15 protein-coding genes are annotated in these 17340 nt (G+C 45.9%); 4 read left to right on the top strand and 11 right to left on the bottom strand.

Annotation, left to right across the window (positions count from 1 at the left end; genetic code table 11):
• Nucleotides 1-120: 120 nt before the first annotated feature.
• From AC55NX_RS10940 to AC55NX_RS10915, 6 genes are all read right to left on the bottom strand, one after another.
• A complete protein-coding gene (locus AC55NX_RS10940; RefSeq protein ID WP_496995757.1) occupies nt 121-846 on the bottom strand; it encodes a nucleoside phosphorylase in 726 nt (241 codons plus the stop codon).
• Nucleotides 843-1580, bottom strand: a complete 738-nt coding sequence (pnuC, locus tag AC55NX_RS10935; protein WP_496995756.1) for a nicotinamide riboside transporter PnuC — start codon at nt 1578-1580, stop codon at nt 843-845. The genes AC55NX_RS10940 and pnuC overlap by 4 nt, the downstream gene beginning before the upstream one ends.
• Before the next feature lie 405 nt (nt 1581-1985).
• Entirely contained in the window at nt 1986-2735 is a 750-nt protein-coding gene (gene pstB / locus AC55NX_RS10930; RefSeq protein WP_496995755.1) for a phosphate ABC transporter ATP-binding protein PstB, read from the bottom strand.
• 50 nt (nt 2736-2785) lie between these two features.
• On the bottom strand, nt 2786-3649 hold the full coding sequence (gene pstA / locus AC55NX_RS10925; protein WP_496995754.1) for a phosphate ABC transporter permease PstA: 864 nt from the start codon (nt 3647-3649) through the stop codon (nt 2786-2788).
• 3 nt (nt 3650-3652) lie between these two features.
• Entirely contained in the window at nt 3653-4597 is a 945-nt protein-coding gene (gene pstC / locus AC55NX_RS10920) for a phosphate ABC transporter permease subunit PstC (protein ID WP_496995753.1), read from the bottom strand.
• 89 nt (nt 4598-4686) lie between these two features.
• Complete coding sequence (locus AC55NX_RS10915; protein WP_496995752.1) at nt 4687-5508, bottom strand: phosphate ABC transporter substrate-binding protein; 822 nt, start codon at nt 5506-5508, stop codon at nt 4687-4689.
• Nucleotides 5509-5840: 332 nt separating this feature from the next.
• Here AC55NX_RS10915 and AC55NX_RS10910 point away from each other — a divergent pair, with 332 nt between their 5' ends.
• Nucleotides 5841-7487: a methyl-accepting chemotaxis protein gene (locus AC55NX_RS10910; protein ID WP_496995751.1), complete on the top strand. Its 1647-nt coding sequence runs from the start codon at nt 5841-5843 to the stop codon at nt 7485-7487.
• A 118-nt stretch (nt 7488-7605) separates the two neighbouring features.
• On the opposite strand, the gene AC55NX_RS10905 is transcribed toward AC55NX_RS10910, so the two are convergent.
• Nucleotides 7606-8949, bottom strand: a complete 1344-nt coding sequence (locus tag AC55NX_RS10905; RefSeq protein ID WP_496995750.1) for a DEAD/DEAH box helicase — start codon at nt 8947-8949, stop codon at nt 7606-7608.
• 293 nt (nt 8950-9242) lie between these two features.
• On the opposite strand from AC55NX_RS10905, the gene AC55NX_RS10900 reads away from it, so the two are divergent.
• Nucleotides 9243-9512, top strand: coding sequence for an Lpp/OprI family alanine-zipper lipoprotein (locus AC55NX_RS10900; RefSeq protein WP_072954543.1), 270 nt, complete (start codon nt 9243-9245; stop codon nt 9510-9512).
• Between the two features lie 139 nt (nt 9513-9651).
• Here the strand turns inward: AC55NX_RS10900 and AC55NX_RS10895 are convergent, their stop codons facing one another.
• The 4 genes from AC55NX_RS10895 to AC55NX_RS10880 are packed head-to-tail and all read right to left on the bottom strand — an operon-like array spanning nt 9652 to nt 13846.
• Nucleotides 9652-10554, bottom strand: coding sequence for a L,D-transpeptidase family protein (locus AC55NX_RS10895; RefSeq protein ID WP_496995749.1), 903 nt, complete (start codon nt 10552-10554; stop codon nt 9652-9654).
• Nucleotides 10544-11980, bottom strand: coding sequence for a deoxyribodipyrimidine photo-lyase (gene phrB, locus AC55NX_RS10890; RefSeq protein ID WP_496995748.1), 1437 nt, complete (start codon nt 11978-11980; stop codon nt 10544-10546). Before phrB ends, AC55NX_RS10895 begins: the two co-directional genes overlap by 11 nt.
• Before the next feature lie 53 nt (nt 11981-12033).
• Nucleotides 12034-12897 (bottom strand): MerR family transcriptional regulator, encoded by an 864-nt coding sequence (locus tag AC55NX_RS10885; RefSeq protein WP_496995747.1) that lies wholly within the window; start codon nt 12895-12897, stop codon nt 12034-12036.
• Nucleotides 12887-13846, bottom strand: a complete 960-nt coding sequence (locus tag AC55NX_RS10880) for a YbgA family protein (protein ID WP_496995746.1) — start codon at nt 13844-13846, stop codon at nt 12887-12889. Before AC55NX_RS10880 ends, AC55NX_RS10885 begins: the two co-directional genes overlap by 11 nt.
• Nucleotides 13847-14253: 407 nt before the next feature.
• Here AC55NX_RS10880 and AC55NX_RS10875 point away from each other — a divergent pair, with 407 nt between their 5' ends.
• Both AC55NX_RS10875 and AC55NX_RS10870 read left to right on the top strand, forming a co-directional pair.
• Complete coding sequence (locus AC55NX_RS10875; RefSeq protein ID WP_496995745.1) at nt 14254-15720, top strand: hypothetical protein; 1467 nt, start codon at nt 14254-14256, stop codon at nt 15718-15720.
• A gap of 1 nt (nt 15721) precedes the next feature.
• Complete coding sequence (locus AC55NX_RS10870; protein ID WP_496995744.1) at nt 15722-17305, top strand: diguanylate cyclase domain-containing protein; 1584 nt, start codon at nt 15722-15724, stop codon at nt 17303-17305.
• The last annotated feature ends 35 nt before the right edge of the window (nt 17306-17340 follow it).

The raw sequence follows: 17340 nt of genomic DNA, 5'->3' as shown, positions 1-17340 counted from the left end.
TATCGTCCATTCTATCGATAAGCTCAGCATATAAGGCAAACGATACGCTTGTCTATTCACCACTATATTTTTCATTCATTACTAACACTGCAACAGCTCGTTCCGTGTGCCGTTATCGGTTTAGCTGGTCACCAATGCCTCAAGCGCAATCAACGCGGAAAGCTTTTCACCTTGCATCATGTCAGCTTCAGCTTGGTTAAACTGAGTAATCCCTTGCTGAACATCTTGCTCGTACAACACGACGTTGTTCAGCACGGATGCGACTTTTAAGCCGCGATATCGTCCGACCGCTAAAAGTGCCGAAGTTTCCATATCGGCCGCTAAAATACCGCGTTGATGCCAAAATTGGCAGATTTGTGTTTCACCATCCGTGTAAAAGCTGTCGTGTGAACGAACTAACCCTGAATGATGAACGGCTTCAAGCTTTCCGGCGGCATCAAGCAAGCGCATCGTCAGCGCAAGATCGGCAACCGCAGGATAACTCTTCGGCAAATAACTCAGCGACCCACCGTCATCTCGGACTGCACCTTCGGCAATGATCAGTTCACCAAGCCCAACATAGTTTTGCAGCGCACCGGCAGAGCCCACGCGAATAATATGAGTCGCGCCACATTGTTTCAGCTCTTCCAGTGCGATGAGCATCGATGGCGCACCGATTCCTGTACTGCATATCGTCACTTTAACGCCCTGAAACCAAGCAGAATAGACACTAAACTCCCGGTTCGTTGTTAAATGCTCGCCATCCTCACACCAGTTGGCGATTCGCTCTGCACGAGCCGGGTCACCACATACAATCACCCGCTCAGTAATTTGTTGGCTTTTTACATTAATATGCGGCTGTATCACAGTGCTGACTCCTGATGCTTAAATTCACTTGCATTGATTTTCGCCGTCTGTATCCATTCCCTAGTCCCGTTGAGTGCAATGAATAGCAAAATCACATACTCAATCGACATTGCATAAACACCTTGTGCGGCGTAGACACCAACACTGATGATGTTAATCACCACCCATAAAATCCAGTTTTCAACATATTTCCGTGTCATCAGAATTTGCGCGACTATCGACAAGACGGTCATCGCTGCATCCCAAAACGGAAATGCGTCCGGATCAAGCGCACCTAACGTTATCGAAGCACCAAAAGCGTTCAATAATCCGACGGATAAACTGGCTAACGCTGAGAAAAATGGGTCAATAAACATGGTCAGCAGCACAATCGCCATGACACTGATCACTGACGTTTTGATGAGTTTATCTTTTGCCAGCCAACGAACTTTCAACGCTTCACCGTCCATCGCGTCCGGTCGTGACCAAGCATACCAACCGTAAATATTCGCACAGAAGAAAAACAGTTGTAGAATCAGCAATCCGTAAAGCTGAATCTGATAAAATATAATCGCAAATAATGTGACATTGATAAGGCCGAATAAATAGTTGATGATTTTCTCCTTACTGGCGCACCAAATACACAGTAAACCAAATAGGGTACCAACCATTTCTATCCACGACATTGCATAGCCGCCACCAATGGGAATCACGACAAAAGTGTTGTTAATGTCGAACCATGAAGCTATATCCATACCATCATCCTTTTTTGTTTTTTTAATCTTTACCGAACATAACCAACATAAGAGAACCAGCAACGGACATTTGTCCCTCCGGGCAAGTGCAGATCATATTTTAAAAAAAATAGTATCCAAAGGCATGATAATGCTGGTCATCGGGCGGGTGACCGGTGGGCAATAAGGAGAAATCGATCTGGGAGATCAGTGGCAGACATCGTGTTGATCTAAGCATGACGGTTGGCGTGATTATTAGTTGAATAAAATATCGGCTGAATAAAATATCGGTCGAATAAAAAAACCCCTTCAATGAAGGGGCAAAGTTTACCATCGCTTATTATTATATGAATTGTTTTATGCGCACCGACAGCCGTCAGTGGATGTTTCTTTCGTATCGCGTGTATCAATTGCGACGATTGAGCCTTAACCAAAATCGCCATTCACGTAACCACGAGTGCGGTCATCTTTCGGCTCGCTAAAGATAATCTGAGTATCGTTATGTTCAACCAGCTCTCCCATCAGGAAGAATGCTGTCCGGTCAGAGATACGGCGTGCTTGCTGCATAGAGTGGGTCACAATCACGATAGTGTAGTTTTTCTTCAGTTCTTCCATCAATTCTTCGATCTTGTGCGTTGCGATCGGATCCAATGCTGAAGTCGGTTCATCCATCAGAATCACATCCGGTTCCATCGCGATTGTCCGCGCAATACACAGACGTTGCTGTTGGCCGCCAGACAAACCAAACGCATGAGACTTGAGACGATCTTTCACTTCGTCCCACAAAGCTGCGCTCCGTAGTGAACGCTCAACCACTTCATCAATATGTTTTTTATCGCGGATCCCTTGCGCACGTAGTCCGTAGGCAACATTTTCATAAATGCTCATCGGGAATGGATTTGGCTTCTGGAATACCATCCCGACTTTAATGCGCAGATCAGAAACATCGACATCACCGTAAATATCTTCACCGTCCATGGTCAGCTTACCGGTAATTTTCACCCCTTCGATCAGGTCATTCATCCGGTTCAGACAACGTAACAGCGTTGACTTACCACATCCGGACGGGCCAATCAGTGCCGTGACCTGACGCTGTGGAATCGGGAGATTAATCGCTTTTAAAGCCTGATTGTCACCGTAATATAAATCTAAATTTTCAATCGCAAATTTATTCATTGTCTTCAATCTCAAATAATTCTTTATGACCTGTAACCAAGCTGGCTATTTTAATAAGTTGCCGTATTGAATCGCCTAGCAATCAGCTTAGTGACCATGTTAATCAGCAGTACCACCACAATCAGAACCGTTGCGGTGCCGTAAGCTTGATTCCACTCTTCCACAGTAAATAGTTCGGTGGTTAACTTATACAGATGGACCGTCAGTGTCCGCCCTGAGTCAAACAGAGAGTCCGGAATCCGGGCAACCATCCCGGCCGTTAAGAACACCGGTGCAGACTCACCGATAACCCGACCGATACTTAAAATGACCGATGCCAGAATTCCCGGGATAGCACTGGGTAAAATCAGACGCCAAATCGTATAGATTTTGGATGCGCCGAGACCATATGACCCTTCCCGGTAAGTTTGTGGTACCGCCATCAGCGCTTCTTCAGTGGTCCGGATAATCACCGGTAAGATCAGAATACTCAATGTGAGTGCGCCCGACAGAATGGAGAATCCGAATCCGAGAATTGCCACAAAAAATGTCATACCGAATAAACCGAAAATAATTGACGGAATCCCCGCCAGAGACTCAGTACAGAACCGAATCACTTTCACCAATCGGCTGCCAACTTTGGCATATTCCGTCAAATAGATAGCGGTCATGATCCCCATTGGAGCTGCGACGGCAATTGACGCAATGACCATATACAGGGTCGCAACAATCATCGGGAAAATACCATGCTCATCACCGGTACGCGTATAGTTATCCGTGATGAAATCCCAATCGACATGCTGAATACCATTAGAAAGAATGTACCAGATAATCCAGAATAAGAACCCGACCGTAAACGCCGCAGATAACCAGATAAACGTTCTGAGGATATTATCTTTCAACACTCGGGACTGCTTTAGTTTTGCGCGATTCATAACTTACTTCGCCTTCTCTCTATTCAGGTATAACAGGGCTGCATTGAGCATCATGATAAAGACCAGCAACACCACACCTGTCGCATAAAGTGCATTGGCGTGAATACCACTGGCATAGGACATCTCAATGGCAATATTCGCGGTCAATGTCCGGGCTGAATCGAGGATTCCCTGAGGCATCGCAGGGGCATTCCCCATCACCATAATGATGGCCATGGTTTCACCCAAAGCACGACCAATCCCCAAAATAACCGCTGTCATAATCCCTGAGCGAGCCGCCGGCACAAGCAGTTTAAAAATCGTAAAGATATTGGATGCACCGAGCGCCAGAGAACCTTCTTTATAAGCAGCAGGCACGGCACGAATCGATGTTTCAGAAACGGTGATAACCGTTGGCAGAATCATCACTCCCAAAACAATCATTCCCGCCAGAATTGTGTTACCGGCAGGGACATCAAATATCTGTTGAATCAAAGGAACAATGATGATTAATCCGAAGAAACCATAAACGACGGAAGGAATCCCCGCTAACAGTTCAACCGCCGGGCGAATGATGTTCGCCAGACGTTTCGGAGCAATTTCAGCAATGAATATGGCGGTTAATATCCCGATTGGTACCCCAATCATTACCGCACCGAAGGTAGAAACGACCGATGCAACGATCATCGTCGCTACACCGTACAGAGCAGGTGGTAACCAGTCTTCACCGAGGACAATCCCCAGCACACCGGCTTCTTCAAAGGCAGGAATACTTTCCTTAACAATAAAATAAGCAATGATAAAAAGTGAAACGATACCGATGGTCGCACTGGTCAGAAACAGGCCATGAAAAATCCTTTCCTTCCAATCAATACGTTTGCCAATCCGTAGTTTTCGGGGTGAAGAAACAGAGCTTTGAGCGGAGCTATCGTTCATAAACTTGTCACTATTTGTTGTTGCGATGGTCATAATCTTCTTCTCACTTATCGGACAAATCCGCGTGAATAGAAAAGGCTCAGCCAACGCTGGCTGAGCAATATTTCAAATAAGAGCCAAACTTAGTGGATAGAAATGTAGCCTTTTTTGTCTACAATTTTCTGAGCTTCTTTAGTCAGCATCCAGTTCAGGAATTTCTTCGTTTCAGCAGAAGGTTTGCCTTCGCGATAAAGAACCAGGAACGGACGCGCAACTTTATAAGAACCGTTTTTCACGTTTGCAACATCAGCAGCCACACCGTCGATAGACAAAGGATGAACTGTTGAGTCAACTGAACCGAGTGAAATATAACCAATTGCGTATGGGTTTGATGCAACCATGGTTTTCAGACCACCGTTACCATTCGCAACTTGCGCACGTTGAGAGATTGCAGAAACTTTCTTATCGCCAATTTTTTTCTTCAGTTCCATGATTTCTTCGAATGCACCACGAGTACCAGATGCAGTATCACGCGTGATTGCGACGATTGGTTTGTCGTTACCGCCAACATCTTTCCAGTTGGTGATTTCACCACGGTAAATTGCAGAAACCTGCTCAGAAGTCAGACCTTTCAGATGGTTTTTTGGGTTTACTACAACTGCGATACCGTCACGAGCAATCACTTCTTCAATTAATGTTGGTTCTTTTTCAGAAGTTTTCAGATTACGAGAAGACATACCGATATCTGCACTACCATTTTTTGCAGCTTTGATACCAGCAGAAGAACCCGGGCCTTGAACCTCAATAAAAACATTTGAGTGATCTTTCATATAAGTTTCTGCAAATACTTCCATCAAGGGAGTCACACTACTAGAGCCCACTGCTGAAATCGTTTCCTTCGCTGAAGCAACGTTCACTGATAATGCACTGATAAGAGCAACTGCACCGATAACTGTTTTTTTCATCACTATATCCTTAAGTGGCTTGATTGCCGTTTGTGTTTTGTTTCAACGAGGGTCACTTTAGGGCGGAAATATGACAATTGTGTTTCAATCAGTTGAAGCATGTATGACAAATGATGAAATTATTTATGTGATAACGCTTCCAACAGTGCTCCAACTGCACTGACTGAAAACTTATATAAGACAACGCAGTAAACCATTACATCAACAATCACTCACTATTCAACATATTGATTAACCTGAGTAATTACATCTGTAACACGTCATATTTGACGTTGAATTATTCAGATGACGGGCTAGAATCGACAACCTAATCAATTATTCGAGGTAAAAGTATGCGCCAGATCATCAGTCGATGCTCTATCAAGGTCCAAGTCGTGATTCCGGTCCTGATAGCTCTGGTCCTATTAACAACAGGTGTCCTATTTGCAACCAACCAGCTCAGTCAGGCCTTTAACGGCGTATCCACATCAACAACACGTATCATTCAGAATAAGGATAATCTGACTGCAATCATCGACAATATCTATGCCATGCGGATCCGTGCTATCTACAGTATTTTCCAACCAGACGATGCACAAACGTTGACTGCAACGCTACGTGAAAAGCAGCAAGTGAATGCGCAAATGCTGAATCAGTTAAGTCAGTTACCAGCGATCAAAAACGAAGCCCGGGCACTTCATCAAGCAATGGATGAATATGTTCGTTATTCTATCGATGTCATGCTGCCGCTGATGAACGAAAAGCATCGTCTCGGGCAACCTCGTTCAGATTTTGAACAGCGTTACCACCGAGCCGCTGAGAACTACCGCACTGCGGGACGCAACATGGTGAAAGCCGTTCAGGAATTATCAGAACAGATGAACCGTGCTGCGTTACAAGACATTAATATTCACGCCCAAGAACACCATTCGATCCTCACTGACTCGATCATCTGGCTGCTGATTATTTTAGTGAGCATAGCTGTTTTTGCCTGGATACTGGCGGGCGTGATTGTCAAACCGATCCATCAATTACAGGCTGCAATGCGGCAGGTTGCTCAAGGAGATTTGACGGTCAATATTACAGCGCAGGGAAATAATGAACTGTCTTCGCTTGCGCGAGATGTCAATACCACCGTCATACTGTTGAAGCAAACCACTCATACACTGACATCTATCAGTGCCGATGTAGCATCAGCAGCGACAGAACTCGCAACTGTCATGACGCAATCCCGGGTCAACTTCGATCATGAGAAAACCGATCTTGAACAAGTTGCATCGGCAGTTTCTCAATTAGAGATGACCGCCAACGATGTGACAAATCACGCCCAAGAAGCCGATGCCGCCGCGCATCAAGCCAGCGAACGCGCGAGAAAAAGTCTGAATATATTCGAACAGACCGGTCGTCTCAGCACGCAAATGGCCGGACAAATCGGAGATGCTGCCCAAGTGGTTGCGTCACTGAAAGCGCAGTCCGAACAAATCGGTACGGTGATCGAAGTGATCGAAAATATTTCCGAGCAAACTAACCTGTTGGCACTCAACGCTGCGATTGAAGCGGCTCGGGCCGGAGAAAGCGGACGCGGTTTCTCGGTTGTTGCCGATGAAGTTCGTCTGTTGGCAGCCAGAACGCAAGAATCGACCAAAGAGATTCAGGAAATCATAGAAACCCTTCAACAACAGTCCGGGCTCGCCAACGAGAGTATGACCACCAGTCTGGGAATGCTGGATAAGAATCAAGCGATGGTTCAAGAAGTTCAGATATCACTCAATGACATCGTCGAATCGATTACTCATTTGGAATCCGTTAATACTCAGGTTGCGTCTTCTTCTGAAGAACAGCGCTCAGTAACTGCTGACATTAGCCAGAATATTAATAATATCTACCAACTGGTCACGCAAAATGTAACAGGTGTGATTCAGTCAGCAGAGGCCAGTCAGGAACTTTCATCGCTTGCCGAACAACAGTCACAACAACTCAGTTACTTTAAACTGAGCTGAACGATGGTCATGCCTCCGGCGTGTTGAGTACCATTCTGATATCGAAAACTGATATCGAAAAAAATGCCGTGGCATCTTCTGCCACGGCATTCATTATTTAATCACGCAATCAAATGACTCAACCATTATCATCTTGCGCAGCCGGTTTTTTACGCGGAATAAAGACCGCATCTCCCACCGGTGTATTCTGATAAAAGCTTTTATCCCGTTGCGGTGCCTTTTTCTGATCCGACGGTTTTGCTTTCCGAACCGGGGCTTTCTTCTTCGTCGGTTGACGCGGAATGATTTTCTTCGGTGTAATCCCTTTAAATTTGCCTTTTAAATCGTCAAAGACCGAAAATTGAATGGTTTGTGCCAAAAATGCTTCAACCCGTTTGAAACTGTCCCAATCTTTCGGTCCCACCAACGAAATCGCATCACCTTTGCTGCCGGCCCGGCCGGTACGACCAATCCGGTGTACATATTCCTCGGTATGCTTTGGCATATCAAAATTGATTACATGCGTCACGGTACTGATATCCAAACCCCGGGAAGCAACATCCGTGGTGACCAGAATCTTGAATACACCCCGCTCAAACTGACTCATGATGGTATTTCGTTGCGTCTGATTCAGCTCACCGCTCAAGGCCACAGCCTTTAAATTGCGCTGATTCATTTTTGTCGTCAATCGTTCAGTATCCGCACGGGTTGCCGTGAAGATAATCATCTGACGGTAAGATTCAGACTCAAGCACACGATCAAGAATCGCCTCTTTATGATCAAGGTGATCACACAGATAAAAACGCTGACGGATATCTTGGTGCTGTTCATTCGAGAGACCAACAGCGATGCGTTTCGGCTGATTCAGCATTTCCATTGCAATATCGTTGACTTCAGCATGGTCGAGTGTGGCTGAAAACATCAGCGTCTGACGCCGACGATGTTTGGCAGCACGGTGAATCCGTCGCAGTTGGGGAGCGAACCCTAAATCCAACATTCTGTCGGCTTCATCCAAAATTAAGGTTTCCAAGCCATCGAGGAACAGAGATCGGTGATCTAAGTGATCAGCCAAACGTCCCGGTGTTGCCACAATGAATCGCGGATAACGCCGCAGCGCTTTCACTTGATCATTGAAGTTCTCACCACCGACAATCAACGCTGCATCGTACACCAGTCCACCCAGCATGATACGCAGCTCTCCGTATACCTGCTTTGCCAGTTCACGCGTTGGTGCCAGAATCAATCCTCGCGGATCTTTAGCAGAAAACGCTTTGCTCTTTAATGACTTATGCAACATAGGGAGTACAAAGGCAAGCGTCTTGCCTGAACCGGTTTGCGATGACGCCAGTAAATCCTTTCCGGCAATTGTCAGAGGAATCGCTTTCTGTTGTATTTCCGTTGCTTGCTTGAAATCGTAATGGTTGACGTTCTTAAGTAAACGATTATCTAAGCCTAAATCTTTAAACTGCAAAGGAGTCTCCAATTATTTGTGACTAAATCAATGTCTATCCCCAATGAACAGGGAGGGCTGAATAAAACGCGCTATCATAACGCAATTCCCCAGAGGTGAATAGAAAAAGACATCTGCGGTTGCGGGTAAAAATCAACGGAATCGAAATGATTTTCTCATAAGTTTTTCATATTTCTTATTTTCCTCTGACTTTCATTGCCTATTTCAGTGCTACAATCATATAACATACTGCTTGCTGCCGTCGTATCGTCAAAATGATGGAAAGCAAGTGACTTTGATCCGAAGGAACAATCAAGGAGTTCATAATGAACAAAGTATTTTTGGCAGTAGCAGCGTCAGGTGTTGTCTTTCTTTCCGGGTGTGCTTCTAGCACAGATAGTGCAACTACGGCAAAAATGGATGAGCTGAGCAACCAAGTCAGCCAATTAAGTGACCAAGTCGCTTCCCTAAAAAGCAGTCAGATGATGCTTAGCGATAAAATCGATCAGACTTCAGACTCTGTCAATGCGGTACGGGAAGAAGCACAAAGAGCGAATGAACGTATCGATCATATTGCCCAGTCTTACACTAAATAACCCCCTCTTTTCGATATCAATTCAGGGCAACATCTGTTGCCCTGAATTTTATCAGCGGCTGTACTTTCGAGGGCTCGGTCTCTCCTTCGCACCCACAGAAATCCTCTCATTGAATTGAACTGAGCTGAATTGCCTCAGCTTACTGCGCTTTGACAACCTCAATCGGTATCCCATTTTTACTGACCAATGCCGCTTTGGCTTTCTGATCGGAGTGGTTAAATTCTGCCATCCACCAAACCAATTCCTGCGGCAAAGCCAGCGCTTTCTTACTACCGTTACTGCGTGTCAGAGGTTCATGAGCCTCGACAAACACCGAGCGATCCGGTTCAAGGGATACTTTGACAGGTTCATCAATAACCCGAACTTTCTCTCCCACATTCACATGGTGGAATAACCAATCGATGTCCTTCGGATTCATCCGAATGCAACCGGCACTCACCCGCAGCCCGATGCCGAAGTCTTTATTCGTCCCATGGATCAGGTAATCACCGGCTCCGTAAGCCAGCCGCAATGCAAATAAACCCAGCGGGTTTTCGGGCCCCGCAGGGATGACCGCGGGCAGCTCAACCCCCTTCTTACGATACTCAGCCCGGATCGACTGAGGTGGTGTCCAAGTCGGGTTGGGCCGCTTCTGACTAATTTTCGTTTCCATCTCCGGTGTATCGCGTCCAATCCGGCCAATGCCGACCGGGAAGATATGAACCAGACGTTTTTGGGGTTCGAAATAGTAAAGTCTCAGCTCCGCCAGATTCACCACAATCCCCTGCCAAGGGACATCCGGTAAAATTATCCGCGCAGGAATCGTCATCACGTGCCCGACCTGCGGTAAAAACGGATCGACACCGGGGTTTGCTTCCATCATGTTCAAAAAACCCACATTGTAGGCATCCGCAATATTCGCGACCGTTTCGCCCTTTTGTACCTCATGATAAACAATGTTGCCGACAATACGGCTTCCCTGAGGAGGGAAAGGATAGGTTCTGGCCTGAATCGGTAGACTCAGACAACTCATCACAAATGCCAACAGCAGATTACGAATCATGGCAGCAGTTATCCTTTGCTGTTTGATAAAGGGACAAGGTTAGCTTTCTTTCGACCTGATGATCAACGATTGGCTGAGGATATGACATATAATTCACAGATGGATCACGCCAAGGCTCTTGAATCCATTTGTTTGATACCGGCTCAAGCTCCGGCACCCACTTGCGCACAAACTCACCATCCGGATCAAATTTTTTCCCTTGAGAGACCGGATTAAAAATCCGAAAATAAGGCTGACCATCGCATCCCGTCGATGCAGACCACTGCCATCCGCCGTTATTGGCGGCAAAATCACCGTCAATCAACCGGCTCATGAAATAACGCTCGCCTTCTCGCCAGTCAATATGTAAATCTTTCGTCAGAAAGCTTGCCACCACCATTCTCAGACGATTGTGCATCCATCCGGTCTGGTTCAACTGTCTCATCGCGGCATCGACGATCGGATAGCCGGTCATTCCCTGCTGCCAACGCGTCAGGGCTTCTGATGTATCATGCCAACGCAGTTGTTCACCCCAAGGATGAAAACTTTTGCCTTGGCACAGTGAGGGTTGAAAAGCGATTAAATGTTGATAAAACTCCCGCCAGATCAGTTCATTTAACCAAGACTCGGCCCCTGCAGATAAACAGCCATGTTCTGACGTCTGATACAGCCTTGCCAGACACTGACGTACCGATAACGCCCCAATGGCCAGATACGGAGATAAGCTACTGGTTGCATTTAGTGCCGGAAAATCACGCTGTTGATGGTAAACATCGACCCGCTCTCGGCAAAAAGCCCGGAGCCGGTCACGAATCTCATGAGTTGTTACCGGCCATGCATGGCTGGACTCTCGCGGATAAGAAAAAGGCTCACAAACGTCATTCAGATCAACTGCATCATATGATGGTATCTTTGATGATGGTATCTTTGCGGCCGATGAGGGCGCGACCACGGAAGGTATAGTGAACTGTGCTTGCCAAGCTTTGCGAAAGGGCGTAAAAACTTTAAAGAATTCCCCTTGCTTGGTTAAAATCTGTCCGGGTGAGAATAAACATTTATCATGGAATGCCTGATAAGCAATGCCATGCTGTTGTAAACACTGCTTGAGTTTTTGATCTCGCCGCTGCTCATTGAGTTCATATTCAATATTGACGAAAACTGCATTTGCCTGCAGTTGCCGGGCCAAATCCGCAACCGTTTCGACACTCTCAGCAAAATCACGCACTTCCCGATAGTATAAAGGCACATTCAATTGCCGAAGCTCATTACCAATCACCGGCAAACGCCGTGCAATCAAATCGGCCTGTATCGGTGCCATATCATGTTGTCGCCACTGCTCCGGCGTAGCAACAAAGATGGCACAAACCGGCTCACCACTGCCGATTGCCTCATTCAGCGCCGTATGATCAACCGTCCTCAAATCACGTCTGAACCAAACCAGCTTCATGCTTATTCCCCTTATGAGCCATTATATTTAATAAGATCAATTATTTATCGATATCATGCTTCGCTGTCAAATGGTTGTAACAGACCATCACAGGTCACGACCAGCGGTGTCTGTCCTCGCAATTCTTTTCCCTGTCGCTGCATCTGTTCAGGTAAATCAGCGCCGTGCTCTTGTGACTGCTGTAGCTGACGAATCACTTGCTGCTGCTTGCCCGTCAGGGCTCGATTAGAAAAAAAATCAATCCGCTGAAATGTTCCTTCGTTGGCGTGATCAAGCAGTCCGGACAACTCCTCAACACCATCGAGTAATGCAGTAAAATATCCCTGTTCGGCAATCTGCAACGCACGTAGCCATGCCCAGATGCTGCCCACCGGATCAAGGCTGACACAGAGACATTTTCCCAGATGGCTGGCTCGGTTCGCTGTCGTGATCATCCAAGCAAACTGCCCTATCAACATCGATTGAAACAACCCTCGCTGAATCGATTGCCGGGAACTTTTCATCCGCAGCAACGCCTCATCAACCGGAATCACGAATTGCCGTTTGACAATCTCCAGCGGATAATTTTTCAATACCGCCACCATGATCGCTTCAGCTTTACCTCGATTCAACTGAGCCAATGCAGAAAGAAATGACTCACACTCTTCCAATCCACCGGAACCGGAAGGCTCAAGATCCGACGTGTCTGCCGCTTGGAGTAATTGCGCGACATTACCAATCGAAATCCCTTTCGCCAGCCAACTCTGAATTTGCTGGATCTGCTGAATATCTTGTTCACTATATAATCGGTGCCCTTTTTCTGTTCTCCTCGGCTCGACCAAATGGTAGCGACGCTGCCATGCTCTGAGCGTCACTGGCTTTACACCGGTGATCGCGGAAACTTCACGAATCGCATAACGTTTTTCTTTAGAGTCCATAACGTAACTTCAATGCTTGTGGGTAAGGATTTAGATAATGCTGTTGTGCCAAATAAGGATTCGGGTAAAGCGTCAGATAATGCTGAATCAGTGTGACCGGTACCAGTAATGGGACAAGCCCCTGACGATATTCGTGAATGATACGTGTCAGCTCTGCTTTTTGCTCAGGTTCGAGCAACCGCTTAAAGTATCCCTGAAAATGCATCAACACATTGGTACTATTTTTTCGGCTGGCCGGTTTGGCTAATGCTTGCATCAGTGCCAGCCGATACTGTTCAAAGAATTCTGTCGGTGTTTTATCACCCATATGGGCAACCATTCTTCCGAGCGAGCGATATGCCTGAGGGCTATGAGCCATGAGCGTAAACTTATAGCGACTGTGGAACGCAACCACATTAGCCGGTGTCGGGTCATCACCGACCGACTGATACAGATCATGCAGACAAAAAACGCGTAAAATAAAGTTCTCACGCAAGTTCGGGTCATTCAGACGGCCATCTTCCTCAACCGGTAACCAAGGCATGGTCGCCATCAGCTGCTGTGTATATAAACCGACCCCCTCTTTACGAACGCCCCCGTCATGATAAACCTTCACTTGCTTCATCCCGCAGGTCGGTGATTTCGCCGCAACCACATAACCACACAACGGTTGCTGAAACTGACCGATCTCCTGAAGCGCTCTGTCGGTAAATTTTGCCATTTGTTCGGTATAGTCAGCCGCCTCGTTTTTCGTTTCCACTAATCGAATCACACCATATTTTTCGTACTGACGAATGGTTGGTCTGGGAGTCGACATGCCGGCACCGACTTCGGGGCAAATCGGAATAAATTCGCAAAATGGTGCCAGTTCGCCCATCACAAAATGGCTTTTCTTATGTCCACCGTCAAAACGGACCTGTTGGCCTGTCACACAACTACTCACACCTACTGGGATTTTCGTTTCCATCATTCCGCCCTCATCGTCATACAAATAGTTATACAAAAAATACATGTGTATAACAATAATAGCAGATTGTACAAAAAAAAATCATGTATAATTTATTTGTAACCCGTTTAATTCTGTACCAGTCAAAATATCGATCAGAAAAATTTCTCACCTTTTTAAAATCATCTTATGATAATGACTGTACAGACAAGAAAAATAAACAATTGATGTGTTTGTTATCAGCAGTTATCCCTTATTGGCATATTTTATGCAGATGATTTATGCAAATAAAATAGATGATTTTAACGAACAGCTAAGTCTGTAAAGTAATCCCTGACTGGAGACTATGACCAGAATCGCTCGCATTGATAATTTCAACTAAGCTCATCAATGTAACTTGTCGGAGTGACGTAACAAAGGAATAATTAAGTTTGGAAAAAAGCCTTTATCTCCTTGAACTTGAAATAGAGCAACTCAAGCGCCGTCTCGAAATTGCGCCAACAGACGTTCTGTCTAAAGCAGAACAGTGCCTGACTCGCTCCAGACAAATTCATTCCGCTGAGGGGGCAATTCAATGCCTGATGCTCATGTGCCGATGTGCTCTGGTACTCGGAAAACATACACAAGGGATCCGCTATGCTAAAGAAGCACTGGCGACTCTGAATGAGCTCGACAATGACGAATATTTGCCGGAAATTCTGCACCTCCATGCTTTACATTCATGGAAAGAAGGGAAATTTTATACCGCCCAGCAACACTGGATTCATGCTTTAGAGCAGGCAACGCTTGAAGAAGACATCCATATTCTGATCGAAAGTCTACTCGGTCTCGGCAATATCTGGCGGAGTACCCACGAATATCACCTCGCTTGTGCGACCCATGAACTGGCCGTCAAAGTCTCCAACAATACCCGTCAGGAGTCACTCGAAGGCAGAGCCAGAATTTTATGGGCTTGGGATTTATATCTGCTCAACCGTTATGTCGATATGTTAACGGTTTTAGATGGGGCGCTTGAAGTTCTGGAGGACAAAAACTTCCTTCAGGAAGTTGCAGAGGTCTGGGATTTTCGGGCCCTTGCATTACTGGGACTCGAGCGTCTGGAAGATGCTGAAGAAGCGGCACAATATGCACATGATTTAGCTGTGGCCAATAATCTTTCTTGGGTAAAGACACACTCTTATATCAACCGTGCCCGATTGGAAATGCTCCGTCAGAATATGGCGGAAGCCGTCGCACTCCTCGATAAAGCTGAACAAGCTGCCCGGGATTCGGCCAATGATGAGTTGTTAGCGTTAGTTTATTTTCAACAGTCTCTGGTTGCTGAACAGCAAGAAGACTATCAAAACGCATTAGTGGCTTTTAAGCGCTATCGCAATTGTTCCACGTCGCAGCTAAATATTCAAAATAAGCGGGAAAGCAAAGACAAAGTCCGTAACTCCAAAAAACAGCTGGAACAAAGAGCGAGAAAACTCATCAACCGGATCCGCGGTCAATATGAGTATGACCCGGAGAAGCACCTGACCAATGTTGTTTCGGAAACCTACTGGTGGGAGCAACTAGTCTTATTTAAAACCGCACTGAAATCATCAAACTATTCCGTCATTATTATCTATCATGAAACCCCTCGGTATATCGACGCCTGTACCGAGCTGACCCATTCCCTCTGTTCAAAACAAGACCTTGTTTCTCGCCTGAGTTCAGACCGATTGGGATTATTACTGGCAGATACCGGTGAAAATGCTCAGCAGATCTTCGATATTTTGCAGCAGATGATTCAGATTTATCCTTGGGGAAGAAAAGGTCTGACAGACGACCTTCCGGATATTTCTCTGCATGATATCCTTTCTTTCCCGTTTACATTAGATCAACTCACTGAATTACCACTGAAAGGGTCGTAAAATGCAGGACTTACTCGATAAAGTAAAAGATGCAGGTCTTGATGTCACTGCGGTCAGTGGGGAAGAAGCGATCACGTTCTGGGAACAAGTCAAAAATGACATTGCCTCAACACCGTGGCAAAAAGCACAGTGCTATATCATCAGTGCCGAATACCGGGCATCATTCAATCAGTTTCAGCAAAGTATCGAGGAACTTAAAGCCGCCCGTGCGTTACTGCAATTTCCACAAGATGCTGAAAAAATCTTGTCGATAGAAATCAGTTTAAGTGAACGCTTTATCGCTATCGGGGATTATCAAACTGCTTTACAAGCCTATACTGCTATTTCAAACCTCGCGGTTGAGTATGGTTTTATTGACGAATACGCTCAGGCTGTCCTGGGGATGGGCTCACTCTGTCATCGCTATGGCGAACCAGCTAAAGCAGTTCGCTTTTATCAAAAAATCGATAGTATTGACCATGCCCTTTCCAGTCGTGCGCTCCGTCTTCGCTATAAAATATCGATGCTCGCCTGCTATATCGACCTTAAAAATTATAAGCAGGCAGAACAGCTCATCAAAGAGTGTGAGGAACTCAGTATACTGGTCAGTGACAAAACGCTGGCAGGCCAGATTCTGTTATACAAAGCAAAGATTTGTCTCGCTAAAAATAATGTGTACGATGCTTTACATATCATTGCCTCCGTCCCTTATACCACTCGACATAATTACCTGATGTCACTCTCGTGCTTAATCAAAATTGAGTTGGCGCTTTGCTTCACTCAAATCGGCAAAGTCCACATCGCTGAAATGCTGCTCCTCAGTCAGAATAAGAAGATTGCTTCATTTACTCATCCGGAATTGAAAAAAGATCTGTATCAGGTTCTCAGTCATATTTATGAATACCAACATAAATATCAGCAGGCACTGGACTGTCAGAAGCGCGCTTTTCAGGTCGAAGTCGAACTGATGAAACGAATTCCGATCGGCGATTTGGGCACAACGCAGCTCCGTCGGCTATCTCGTTTCGAACTTCAGTTAAAACTGATTTTGTCAGAGATAGAAAACCGCGAGCTCAAAGAAACAACCGAAAACCAAAAGAATACCGTTGCCCAGCTCCAACAAGATGTATTTACCGATCCGCTGACAAAACTCCATAATCGCCGTTGGCTGGACGCAAAACTCAAGGATCTGTTGCTTCATGAAATTCCGTTCGCTTTTCTTGTCGTGGATATTGACCATTTCAAATCAATTAATGATGAGCTCAGTCATCTGGTCGGAGACAAAGCCATTGTCAATGTATCCCAACAGTTGAGTGAGTATTTCAGTTTTCAACAGGCCTCCTGTGTCCGCTTTGGTGGCGAGGAATTTCTGGTCATTCTCGAAGGCGTCACGCTGGAAGCCGCACAAGCCCATGGTGAACACTTCCGTGAAAACATATACCAATTCAATTGGCAAGAAATTCTGGGAGAAAGAGGGTTGACGGTCAGTATTGGCATTACGTTGCATCGGGAAGGCGAGAACACGCAACGCACCTTTTATCGTGCGGATAAGGCGCTCTATCGGGCAAAAGCAAACGGCCGTAATCAAGTCTGTATTGAGGAATAACCGAGAACTGAAGGGCAACGAACTATAGACCGGCG

It is taken from the genome of Vibrio rubrogenes, from assembly GCF_059641415.1.
The sequence above is the reverse complement of the archived record's forward strand: the minus strand, read 5'-3'. Positions and strand labels throughout refer to the sequence as shown.

Bases quoted from the DNA above. Each gene is read 5' to 3' on its own strand.
- AC55NX_RS10885 (WP_496995747.1), bottom strand. From the start codon at position 12,897: ATGGACTCTAAAGAAAAACGTTATGCGATTCGTGAAGTTTCCGCGATC.
- AC55NX_RS10915 (WP_496995752.1), bottom strand. From the start codon at position 5,508: ATGAAAAAAACAGTTATCGGTGCAGTTGCTCTTATCAGTGCATTATCA.
- pnuC (WP_496995756.1), bottom strand. From the start codon at position 1,580: ATGGATATAGCTTCATGGTTCGACATTAACAACACTTTTGTCGTGATT.
- AC55NX_RS10895 (WP_496995749.1), bottom strand. From the start codon at position 10,554: ATGATTCGTAATCTGCTGTTGGCATTTGTGATGAGTTGTCTGAGTCTA.
- pstC (WP_496995753.1), bottom strand. From the start codon at position 4,597: ATGACCATCGCAACAACAAATAGTGACAAGTTTATGAACGATAGCTCC.
- AC55NX_RS10900 (WP_072954543.1), top strand. From the start codon at position 9,243: ATGAACAAAGTATTTTTGGCAGTAGCAGCGTCAGGTGTTGTCTTTCTT.
- pstB (WP_496995755.1), bottom strand. From the start codon at position 2,735: ATGAATAAATTTGCGATTGAAAATTTAGATTTATATTACGGTGACAAT.
- AC55NX_RS10910 (WP_496995751.1), top strand. From the start codon at position 5,841: ATGCGCCAGATCATCAGTCGATGCTCTATCAAGGTCCAAGTCGTGATT.
- AC55NX_RS10880 (WP_496995746.1), bottom strand. From the start codon at position 13,846: ATGATGGAAACGAAAATCCCAGTAGGTGTGAGTAGTTGTGTGACAGGC.
- phrB (WP_496995748.1), bottom strand. From the start codon at position 11,980: ATGAAGCTGGTTTGGTTCAGACGTGATTTGAGGACGGTTGATCATACG.
- AC55NX_RS10870 (WP_496995744.1), top strand. From the start codon at position 15,722: ATGCAGGACTTACTCGATAAAGTAAAAGATGCAGGTCTTGATGTCACT.
- pstA (WP_496995754.1), bottom strand. From the start codon at position 3,649: ATGAATCGCGCAAAACTAAAGCAGTCCCGAGTGTTGAAAGATAATATC.